This is a genomic window from Pseudomonas sp. BNK-7 (assembly GCF_048072025.1).
Taxonomy (GTDB): Bacteria; Pseudomonadota; Gammaproteobacteria; order Pseudomonadales; family Pseudomonadaceae; genus Aquipseudomonas; species Aquipseudomonas danubii.
The window spans coordinates 361,927-372,500 of sequence record NZ_CP182252.1 but is presented as its reverse complement, the minus strand read 5'-3'; the positions used below and the strand labels follow the sequence as shown (position 1 = coordinate 372,500).

Genomic DNA, 10,574 nt, shown 5'->3' with positions numbered 1-10,574 from the left:
CATAGCTCAGCTGGGAGAGCGCCTGCCTTGCACGCAGGAGGTCAGCGGTTCGATCCCGCTTGGCTCCACCATAAACTGCTTCTGAAAGCTTAGAAATGAGCATTCTGCTTGAATGTTGATTTCTAGTCTTTTGATTAGATCGTTCTTTAAAAATTTGGGTATGTGATAGAAAGATAGACTGAACGTTACTTTCACTGGTAACGGATCAGGCTAAGGTAAAATTTGTGAGGCTCTTAATTGAGCAGCAATTGCAAATTTTCGGCGAATGTCGTCTTCATAGTATAACCAGATTGCTTGGGGTTATATGGTCAAGTGAAGAAGCGCATACGGTGGATGCCTTGGCAGTCAGAGGCGATGAAAGACGTGGTAGCCTGCGATAAGCTTCGGGGAGTCGGCAAACAGACTTTGATCCGGAGATCTCTGAATGGGGGAACCCAGCCATCATAAGATGGTTATCTTGTACTGAATACATAGGTGCAAGAGGCGAACCAGGGGAACTGAAACATCTAAGTACCCTGAGGAAAAGAAATCAACCGAGATTCCCTTAGTAGTGGCGAGCGAACGGGGACTAGCCCTTAAGTGGCTTTGAGATTAGCGGAACGCTCTGGAAAGTGCGGCCATAGTGGGTGATAGCCCTGTACGCGAAAATCTCTTAGTCATGAAATCGAGTAGGACGGGGCACGAGAAACCTTGTCTGAATATGGGGGGACCATCCTCCAAGGCTAAATACTACTGACTGACCGATAGTGAACTAGTACCGTGAGGGAAAGGCGAAAAGAACCCCGGAGAGGGGAGTGAAATAGATCCTGAAACCGTATGCGTACAAGCAGTGGGAGCAGACTTTGTTCTGTGACTGCGTACCTTTTGTATAATGGGTCAGCGACTTATTTTCAGTGGCGAGCTTAACCGAATAGGGGAGGCGTAGCGAAAGCGAGTCTTAATAGGGCGTCTAGTCGCTGGGAATAGACCCGAAACCGGGCGATCTATCCATGGGCAGGTTGAAGGTTAGGTAACACTGACTGGAGGACCGAACCGACTACCGTTGAAAAGTTAGCGGATGACCTGTGGATCGGAGTGAAAGGCTAATCAAGCTCGGAGATAGCTGGTTCTCCTCGAAAGCTATTTAGGTAGCGCCTCATGTATCACTGTAGGGGGTAGAGCACTGTTTCGGCTAGGGGGTCATCCCGACTTACCAAACCGATGCAAACTCCGAATACCTACAAGTGCCGAGCATGGGAGACACACGGCGGGTGCTAACGTCCGTCGTGAAAAGGGAAACAACCCAGACCGTCAGCTAAGGTCCCAAAGTTATGGTTAAGTGGGAAACGATGTGGGAAGGCTTAGACAGCTAGGAGGTTGGCTTAGAAGCAGCCACCCTTTAAAGAAAGCGTAATAGCTCACTAGTCGAGTCGGCCTGCGCGGAAGATGTAACGGGGCTCAAACCATACACCGAAGCTACGGGTATCACGTAAGTGATGCGGTAGAGGAGCGTTCTGTAAGCCTGTGAAGGTGAGTTGAGAAGCTTGCTGGAGGTATCAGAAGTGCGAATGCTGACATGAGTAACGACAATGGGTGTGAAAAACACCCACGCCGAAAGACCAAGGTTTCCTGCGCAACGTTAATCGACGCAGGGTTAGTCGGTCCCTAAGGCGAGGCTGAAAAGCGTAGTCGATGGAAAACAGGTTAATATTCCTGTACTTCTAGTTATTGCGATGGAGGGACGGAGAAGGCTAGGCCAGCTTGGCGTTGGTTGTCCAAGTTTAAGGTGGTAGGCTGGAATCTTAGGTAAATCCGGGGTTCTAAGGCCGAGAGCTGATGACGAGTTACCTTTTAGGTGACGAAGTGGTTGATGCCATGCTTCCAAGAAAAGCTTCTAAGCTTCAGATAACTAGGAACCGTACCCCAAACCGACACAGGTGGTTGGGTAGAGAATACCAAGGCGCTTGAGAGAACTCGGGTGAAGGAACTAGGCAAAATGGCACCGTAACTTCGGGAGAAGGTGCGCCGGTGAGGGTGAAGGACTTGCTCCGTAAGCTCATGCCGGTCGAAGATACCAGGCCGCTGCGACTGTTTATTAAAAACACAGCACTCTGCAAACACGAAAGTGGACGTATAGGGTGTGACGCCTGCCCGGTGCCGGAAGGTTAATTGATGGGGTTAGCTAACGCGAAGCTCTTGATCGAAGCCCCGGTAAACGGCGGCCGTAACTATAACGGTCCTAAGGTAGCGAAATTCCTTGTCGGGTAAGTTCCGACCTGCACGAATGGCGTAACGATGGCGGCGCTGTCTCCACCCGAGACTCAGTGAAATTGAAATCGCTGTGAAGATGCAGTGTATCCGCGGCTAGACGGAAAGACCCCGTGAACCTTTACTATAGCTTTGCACTGGACTTTGAATTTGCTTGTGTAGGATAGGTGGGAGGCTTTGAAGCGTGAACGCCAGTTTGCGTGGAGCCATCCTTGAAATACCACCCTGGCAACTTTGAGGTTCTAACTCAGGTCCGTTATCCGGATCGAGGACAGTGTATGGTGGGTAGTTTGACTGGGGCGGTCTCCTCCTAAAGAGTAACGGAGGAGTACGAAGGTGCGCTCAGACCGGTCGGAAATCGGTCGTAGAGTATAAAGGCAAAAGCGCGCTTGACTGCGAGACAGACACGTCGAGCAGGTACGAAAGTAGGTCTTAGTGATCCGGTGGTTCTGTATGGAAGGGCCATCGCTCAACGGATAAAAGGTACTCCGGGGATAACAGGCTGATACCGCCCAAGAGTTCATATCGACGGCGGTGTTTGGCACCTCGATGTCGGCTCATCACATCCTGGGGCTGAAGCCGGTCCCAAGGGTATGGCTGTTCGCCATTTAAAGTGGTACGCGAGCTGGGTTTAGAACGTCGTGAGACAGTTCGGTCCCTATCTGCCGTGGACGTTTGAGATTTGAGAGGGGCTGCTCCTAGTACGAGAGGACCGGAGTGGACGAACCTCTGGTGTTCCGGTTGTCACGCCAGTGGCATTGCCGGGTAGCTATGTTCGGAAAAGATAACCGCTGAAAGCATCTAAGCGGGAAACTTGCCTCAAGATGAGATCTCACTGGGATCTTGAATCCCCTAAAGGGCCGTCGAAGACTACGACGTTGATAGGTTGGGTGTGTAAGCGCTGTGAGGCGTTGAGCTAACCAATACTAATTGCCCGTGAGGCTTGACCATATAACACCCAAGCAATTTGCTTAAGAAGCGAGTTGCGGTGTGTGAAGACGAAACAAACCGAAAGTTTGCACAGCACACAAATCTATTACATACCCATTCGCTGGCACGTTGCATCAGCAACGGACTGGCTACCGAATTTCTTGACGACCATAGAGCGTTGGAACCACCTGATCCCATCCCGAACTCAGAAGTGAAACGATGCATCGCCGATGGTAGTGTGGGGTTTCCCCATGTGAGAGTAGGTCATCGTCAAGATTAAATTCCGAAACCCCAATTGCGAAAGCAATTGGGGTTTTGTATTTGCGCGGAGAAAAGTGGATTTGATTTTTATCTGCCCGATCGACCTGCTCGCCGGGTGGTGCTTTCTATGCAATGGTTTTGGGCATGGCTATCATGCCGGGCTCATTGTGAGGCGGATACTGCATGTCGACGTTGTTAGAGCTTCTAAAGGATGGGCGATTTCACTCGGGCCAGGCGCTCGGAGAGGTGCTGGGTGTTAGTCGTAGTGCCATATGGAAGCAGTTACAGCTTCTTGAGGCGGAATTGGGGCTTGTCATCCATAAGGTACGAGGTCGTGGATATCAGTTGGCCACTCCAATCACTTTGTTGAGCAGTGCGGAGATAAGTCGGTGCTCTTCTCCCAGCAGTGCTTGGGACGTTCGAATTTTTGATTCTATCGACTCCACAAATGCTGAGGCACTGCGATCCATCGAGGGGGGGGCTGTGGCTCCTTTTCTGGTGCTAGCTGAGCGTCAGACCGCGGGGCGTGGCCGGCGTGGACGCAAGTGGATAAGTCCTTTTGCCGAGAATATCTATTACAGCTTGGTCTTGCGCATAGATGGAGGTCTCCGGCAATTGGAGGGTCTCAGTCTGGTCGTAGGGTTGGCGGTTATGCATACCCTTCGTGAGTATGGAATCCCAAGTGCGGGTTTGAAGTGGCCAAACGATGTTTTGGTTGGTCAGAAGAAGGTCGCGGGAATACTTTTGGAGCTGGTGGGCGATCCTGCGGACGTGTGTCATGTGGTCCTGGGGGTTGGGATTAATGTGAATATGCAGAGCGCTGAGGGGGTCGATCAGGAGTGGTCCTCGATAAGGTTGGAGTCTGGCCAGGTTACTGATCGCAATCAGTTGGTTGCTCGATTGAGTGAGACCCTTGTGGCTTATCTGGAGCGTCATCGACTGGATGGTTTCTCTGCTATCCAGGGCGAATGGGAGCAAGGTCATCTCTGGCAGGGGCGTGAGGTGTCTCTGATTGCGGGGGTCAATAAGATCGATGGTGTCGTGCTGGGTATTGATCGCCAAGGGGCGTTGCGGTTGAGCGTTGAAGGTGAAGAGAAAACTTATAGCGGTGGGGAGCTCAGTCTAAGGTTGCGTGATGATCCTTGAGTTTGGCTGCGAAACGCCATGAAATGTGCCCGCGCTACCTTAGGCTAGTAGGTGGGGAGGCTTGTATAGCTGCTCTGGGCGTTGTGTTGGGTTCGCAGGATCAGTTTGTTCGTGATTTGTTTTTTCGAGTTGACTAAGGCTTGTCTTTCGTCTCGAGGTATTTATGCGCTGGCTGTTTCTGTTGTTACTGGTCCTCAATGGTTTCTATTACATCTGGCACCAGCAGGAAGCACCTCTTCGTGCGAAAGAGGTTATGCCTCTCTCGCTCTATCGAGGCTCTCAGCAAGATATTCGCTTGTTGAGTGAGTCTGCAGATTCGGTCGAGCGGAGGGATAAGGGGAGGGTTGGAGAGGTTGATGCAAGCTGTCTCTATCTGGGGGGCTTTGCTCGTCGAGATATGGCTCAGATGCTTGAGCAGCGGCTTATAGGGCAGGGGGCGGATGTCAGGCTACTGTCCTTGAGTGTTCCTGGATCTTCTGGTTTCTGGTTGCGTGTGGCCCCTGAAAGCAAGCATTTGCTGGATGATCTACAGCTGCAGAACCTTGCTAAGGAATTCAATGAGTTAAAACATAAAATAATGCCTTGTGAGGGGCTTGCAACTGTCGAATAGGTTGCATAGAATGGCGCCCGCTCCGCAGTGAAGACCTTTTTAGGTTAAAGCGGCAGAGCTAAGTCAATGCAGCTAACCTCAAGATTTTATTGAGAAAATGCTTGACAGAAAGGCAGCGTAGTATAAAATGCTGCCTCGCTTAGGAGGGGTTCCCGAGCGGCCAAAGGGATCAGACTGTAAATCTGACGTCTACGACTTCGAAGGTTCGAATCCTTCCCCCTCCACCAGATTTAGCGAGAGCTGCAGGCTCCGCGGGTATAGTTTAGTGGTAGAACCTCAGCCTTCCAAGCTGATGATGCGGGTTCGATTCCCGCTACCCGCTCCAAGTTTGCAGGTTTTGCAAAGTGTTACGCTCTTGTAGCTCAGTTGGTAGAGCACACCCTTGGTAAGGGTGAGGTCAGCGGTTCAAATCCGCTCAAGAGCTCCATATAACAAGGCAGATATGAAAATATCTGCCTTTGTTTTAATGGCTTGTGTGACTTGCTCAATTCTTCTCCTAGGGGTGATTTCGATGGCTAAGGAAAAGTTCGAACGTAATAAGCCGCACGTTAACGTGGGTACTATCGGTCACGTTGACCACGGTAAGACCACTCTGACTGCTGCTCTGACTCGCGTTTGTTCCGAGGTTTTCGGTTCGGCTCGTGTTGACTTCGACAAGATCGACAGTGCCCCAGAAGAAAAAGCTCGTGGTATCACCATCAACACTGCGCACGTAGAGTACGATTCGCACATTCGTCACTACGCGCACGTTGACTGCCCAGGTCACGCCGACTACGTCAAAAACATGATCACCGGTGCTGCCCAGATGGACGGCGCGATCCTGGTTTGCTCGGCTGCTGATGGTCCGATGCCACAAACTCGTGAACACATCCTGCTGTCCCGTCAGGTAGGCGTTCCGTACATCGTTGTCTTCCTGAACAAGGCTGACATGGTTGATGACGCTGAGCTGCTGGAACTGGTTGAGATGGAAGTGCGCGATCTGCTGAGCACTTACGACTTCCCAGGTGATGACACTCCGATCATCATCGGTTCGGCTCTGATGGCCCTGAACGGCCAAGACGACAACGAAATGGGTACCACCGCTGTTAAGCGTCTGGTAGAAACTCTGGACACTTACATCCCAGAGCCAGAGCGTGCAATCGACAAGCCGTTCCTGATGCCAATCGAAGACGTATTCTCGATCTCCGGTCGTGGCACCGTGGTAACTGGTCGTGTTGAGCGTGGCATCGTTCGCATCCAGGAAGAAGTTGAGATCGTTGGTCTGCGCGATACTCAGAAGACTACCTGCACCGGCGTTGAAATGTTCCGCAAGCTGCTCGACGAAGGTCGTGCTGGCGAGAACTGCGGCGTTCTGCTGCGTGGTACCAAGCGTGACGACGTTGAGCGTGGCCAGGTTCTGGTTAAGCCAGGCACCGTTAAGCCGCACACCAAGTTCACCGCTGAAGTTTATGTTCTGAGCAAGGAAGAAGGCGGCCGTCATACTCCGTTCTTCAAAGGCTACCGTCCACAGTTCTACTTCCGTACTACTGACGTGACTGGTAACTGCGAGCTGCCAGAAGGCGTTGAAATGGTAATGCCAGGTGACAACATCCAGATGACTGTCACTCTGATCAAAACCATCGCGATGGAAGATGGTCTGCGTTTCGCTATCCGTGAAGGCGGTCGTACCGTCGGCGCAGGCGTCGTGGCCAAAGTCATCGAATAAGCTCTTGAAATATCTCCATCGGGCCGACATAATGGTCGGCCTGATTTTGTTTTTAGGTCAGTAGCTCAATTGGCAGAGCGACGGTCTCCAAAACCGTAGGTTGGGGGTTCGATTCCCTCCTGACCTGCCAGATTCACTCAATGTGTCTGGCTTTCTTTTCACAGGATCTTCATAGATGACTCCTAAGGCTGAAGCTCAAGGCTCTCGCTTCGATCTGCTCAAGTGGCTCGTTGTGGTTGCTTTGGTGATTGTTGGTGTTGTTGGCAATCAGTACTATTCTGCTTCGCCGATCCTGTACCGCGTATTGGCGCTACTTGCCATTGCTGCAGTTGCTGCCTTCATTGGTCTGCAAACTGCCAAGGGCAAGTCGTTCTTCGTGTTGGTTAAGGAAGCGCGCACTGAGATTCGTAAAGTCGTATGGCCAACTCGCCAAGAGACCACGCAGACCACGCTTATTGTAGTGGCTGTGGTTCTGGTCATGGCGTTGCTGTTGTGGGGGCTAGATTCCCTGCTTGGCTGGCTTGTTTCCTTGATTGTTGGCTAAGGGTGTCCCGTGGCTAAGCGTTGGTACGTTGTGCATGCTTACTCGGGTTACGAGAAGCATGTAATGCGCTCGTTGATCGAGCGTGTAAAGCTGGCTGGCATGGAAGATGGCTTCGGCGAGATTCTGGTCCCCACTGAAGAAGTGGTTGAGATGCGCAATGGCCAGAAGCGCAAAAGCGAGCGCAAGTTCTTTCCAGGCTATGTGCTGGTTCAAATGGACATGAATGAGGGTACTTGGCACTTGGTCAAGGACACTCCTCGTGTCATGGGTTTCATTGGTGGTACTGCTGATAAGCCAGCGCCTATCACTGATAAAGAGGCGGAAGCAATTCTGCGTCGCGTTGCTGATGGCAGCGATAAGCCCAAGCCTAAGACGCTGTTCGAGCCAGGTGAGGTGGTCCGTGTTACTGACGGCCCATTCGCAGACTTTAACGGTACGGTCGAAGAAGTTAACTACGAAAAGAGCCGGATCCAAGTGGCGGTGCTCATTTTCGGTCGCTCTACTCCGGTAGAGCTAGAGTTCAGTCAGGTCGAGAAGGTCTAACTGGACGAGAATCCCATACCCCGCAGCCTTAGGCTGTGGGGTTTTTTCGTCACTGGGATAAACGCGCAAGTAACCGGGGAGCCTTTCTAGGCGTCTGAACCCGTAATTGGAGTGCCTCATGGCTAAGAAGATTACTGCTTACATCAAGCTGCAAGTTAAGGCCGCTCAGGCCAACCCAAGCCCGCCCGTTGGTCCAGCTCTGGGTCAGCACGGCGTGAACATCATGGAATTCTGCAAGGCTTTCAACGCCCGTACTCAGGGGCTTGAACCAGGTCTGCCGACTCCTGTGATTATCACTGTTTACAGTGACCGCAGCTTCACTTTCGAAACTAAGAGCACCCCTGCTTCGGTTCTGCTGAAGAAAGCTGCTGGCCTGACCAGCGGTTCCGCTCGTCCGAACACCGTTAAGGTTGGCACTGTTACCCGTGCTCAGCTGGAAGAAATCGCGAAAACCAAAAACGCGGATCTGACTGCAGCTGATATGGATGCAGCCGTGCGTACTATCGCCGGTTCTGCTCGTAGCATGGGCCTTAACGTGGAGGGTGTGTAATGGCTAAGCTGACCAAGCGCCAAAAGGCTATCGCCGGCAAGATTGAAGCAGGCAAGGCCTACAACTTCGTAGAAGCCGCCGCTCTCCTGACCGAGCTGTCGACCGTTAAGTTCAGCGAGTCCGTAGACGTAGCTGTGAACCTGGGCGTAGACCCACGTAAATCTGACCAGGTTGTTCGTAGCGCTACCGTGCTGCCACACGGCACTGGCAAGACTGTACGTGTTGCTGTGTTTACTCAGGGTCCAGCTGCTGAAGCTGCTCTGGCTGCCGGTGCAGACCGCGTAGGTATGGATGATCTGGCTGCCGAAATGAAAGGCGGCGACCTGAACTATGACGTAGTTATTGCTTCTCCGGATGCAATGCGCGTTGTAGGTCAGCTGGGTCAGGTTCTGGGTCCTCGTGGCCTGATGCCTAACCCGAAAGTCGGCACTGTAACCCCAGACGTGGCCTCGGCAGTTAAGAACGCCAAGGCTGGTCAGGTTCGCTACCGCACCGACAAAAACGGCATTATCCACACCTCCGTTGGCAAGGTCGGCTTCGACGCCGTCAAGCTGAAGGAAAACGTTGAAGCCCTGATCGCTGACCTGAAGCGTATCAAGCCAGCTTCTTCGAAAGGTATCTACGTCAAGCGCGTTACCCTGAGCACCACCATGGGTCCAGGTCTGGTCATCGACCAAGGCTCGCTGGACGTATAAGACACAGGCTGGCACAAGCGATTGCGCCAGTTGAAAAAATTGGGGTCCCTGCCTGGCGGGGGCTATCCAAGACCGTAGGCGACGCAAGTCTTAAACCTCAAGCCTACGCAGATGGTGCTCCCGGTTCCTTACCGAATCAGACACCAAAACGACATCCAGCCCAGGTTGGATGAAACGGTAACAAGCAGGAGTTAAACCCGTGGCAATTAAACTCGAAGACAAGAAGGCCATCGTCGCTGAAGTCAACGAGGCTGCCAAAGTCGCTCTGTCTGCTGTTGTGGCTGATGCCCGCGGTGTGACAGTAGGCGCAATGACCGGACTCCGTAAAGAGGCCCGCGAAGCTGGTGTTTACGTACGTGTTGTACGTAACACCCTGCTCAAGCGCGCTGTTGAAGGCACTCAATATGACGTGCTCAACGACGCGTTCGTCGGCCCTACCCTGATTGCATTCTCCAAGGAACATCCGGGCGCTGCTGCTCGTATTTTCAAAGAGTTCGCAAAGGGTCAGGACAAGTTCGAGATCAAGGCAGCTGCGTTCGAGGGCAAGTACCTCGCAGCAAACGAGATCGACGTGTTGGCTTCGCTGCCAACTCGCGACGAAGCTATTGCGAAGCTGATGAGCGTGATTCAAGGCGCTACCAGCAAGCTGGCTCGTACTCTGGCGGCTATTCGCGACCAGAAAGAAGCTGCTGCTGCCTAAGGCACCGCAAGCCCTTTCAAAATCATATGTTTAATTTGATGGCTGCGTAGGCTGTCACCCCAATACAGGAATTTATAGTCATGTCTCTGACTAACGAGCAAATCATCGAAGCAATCGGCCAGAAAACCGTTCTGGAAGTTGTTGAGCTGATCAAAGCAATGGAAGAAACCTTCGGCGTTACCGCTGCTGTTGCCGCTGCTGGCCCAGCTGCTGCTGCCGCTGTTGTTGAAGAGCAAACTGAATTCAACGTCATGCTGACCGAAGCTGGCGAGAAGAAAGTTAACGTGATCAAGGCAGTACGTGAACTGACCGGTCTGGGCCTGAAAGAAGCCAAGGCTGTAGTTGACGGCGCTCCTGCCATGGTTCTGGAAGCTGTTGCTAAAGAAGCAGCTGACAAAGCCAAAGCAGCTCTGGAAGAAGCAGGCGCTAAAGTCGAGCTCAAGTAAGCATCGACTTTGTGTCTCCAGCCCAAGCGTTAAGCGAACGGCTGATGGCTGGTGGCTTTTGCCACCGGCCTTTTTCCGTTATTGGCGACCGACTGGGTCGGTGCCTTTAACGTGCTGTAACCCACCCTGTGCGGTGGCGCAAACCAAAGGGTTTGCACGATTTTCTGGCTGCTCCCGTCGGGAGGAGCCGAATAAGC

9 protein-coding genes, 5 tRNA genes and 2 rRNA genes (1 of these 16 running past the window's edge) are annotated in these 10,574 nt (G+C 52.4%); all 16 read left to right on the top strand.

Going from position 1 to position 10,574, the window contains the following annotated elements; translation table 11 throughout:
- Positions 1-71 (top strand) — tRNA-Ala (locus tag ACMGF8_RS01780); it begins 5 nt to the left of the window's first position.
- Between the two features lie 235 nt (positions 72-306).
- Positions 307-3,198: ribosomal RNA gene (locus tag ACMGF8_RS01775) — 23S ribosomal RNA — on the top strand.
- Between the two features lie 139 nt (positions 3,199-3,337).
- Positions 3,338-3,453 (top strand): 5S ribosomal RNA (gene rrf, locus ACMGF8_RS01770).
- Positions 3,454-3,621: 168 nt separating this feature from the next.
- Positions 3,622-4,584 carry a bifunctional biotin--[acetyl-CoA-carboxylase] ligase/biotin operon repressor BirA gene (gene birA, locus ACMGF8_RS01765; protein ID WP_416758492.1) on the top strand — a complete coding sequence of 321 codons (963 nt, stop codon included), beginning with the start codon at positions 3,622-3,624 and terminating at the stop codon, positions 4,582-4,584.
- A 163-nt stretch (positions 4,585-4,747) separates the two neighbouring features.
- Positions 4,748-5,194, top strand: a complete 447-nt coding sequence (locus ACMGF8_RS01760; RefSeq protein ID WP_416758490.1) for a hypothetical protein — start codon at positions 4,748-4,750, stop codon at positions 5,192-5,194.
- 142 nt (positions 5,195-5,336) lie between these two features.
- A tRNA-Tyr gene (locus tag ACMGF8_RS01755) sits at positions 5,337-5,421 on the top strand.
- 24 nt (positions 5,422-5,445) lie between these two features.
- Positions 5,446-5,519, top strand: a tRNA-Gly gene (locus tag ACMGF8_RS01750).
- A gap of 26 nt (positions 5,520-5,545) precedes the next feature.
- Positions 5,546-5,621, top strand: a tRNA-Thr gene (locus tag ACMGF8_RS01745).
- Between the two features lie 84 nt (positions 5,622-5,705).
- Positions 5,706-6,899 (top strand): elongation factor Tu, encoded by a 1,194-nt coding sequence (gene tuf, locus ACMGF8_RS01740; protein ID WP_060841339.1) that lies wholly within the window; start codon positions 5,706-5,708, stop codon positions 6,897-6,899.
- Positions 6,900-6,953: 54 nt separating this feature from the next.
- Positions 6,954-7,029: transfer RNA gene (locus ACMGF8_RS01735), tRNA-Trp, on the top strand.
- Between the two features lie 45 nt (positions 7,030-7,074).
- The gene (gene secE, locus ACMGF8_RS01730; protein ID WP_047306325.1) at positions 7,075-7,443 is read left to right on the top strand and encodes a preprotein translocase subunit SecE; all 369 of its coding nucleotides are present in this window, start codon (positions 7,075-7,077) and stop codon (positions 7,441-7,443) included.
- Between the two features lie 9 nt (positions 7,444-7,452).
- Positions 7,453-7,986, top strand: coding sequence for a transcription termination/antitermination protein NusG (gene nusG / locus ACMGF8_RS01725; RefSeq protein WP_010443972.1), 534 nt, complete (start codon positions 7,453-7,455; stop codon positions 7,984-7,986).
- Between the two features lie 118 nt (positions 7,987-8,104).
- The gene (rplK, locus tag ACMGF8_RS01720) at positions 8,105-8,536 is read left to right on the top strand and encodes a 50S ribosomal protein L11 (protein ID WP_003176435.1); all 432 of its coding nucleotides are present in this window, start codon (positions 8,105-8,107) and stop codon (positions 8,534-8,536) included.
- Positions 8,536-9,231, top strand: coding sequence for a 50S ribosomal protein L1 (rplA, locus tag ACMGF8_RS01715; RefSeq protein ID WP_011063782.1), 696 nt, complete (start codon positions 8,536-8,538; stop codon positions 9,229-9,231). The genes rplK and rplA overlap by 1 nt, the downstream gene beginning before the upstream one ends.
- A 199-nt stretch (positions 9,232-9,430) precedes the next feature.
- A complete protein-coding gene (gene rplJ / locus ACMGF8_RS01710; RefSeq protein WP_016968679.1) occupies positions 9,431-9,931 on the top strand; it encodes a 50S ribosomal protein L10 in 501 nt (166 codons plus the stop codon).
- Between the two features lie 80 nt (positions 9,932-10,011).
- Positions 10,012-10,377 (top strand): 50S ribosomal protein L7/L12, encoded by a 366-nt coding sequence (gene rplL / locus ACMGF8_RS01705; RefSeq protein ID WP_011063780.1) that lies wholly within the window; start codon positions 10,012-10,014, stop codon positions 10,375-10,377.
- Positions 10,378-10,574: the final 197 nt, after the last annotated feature.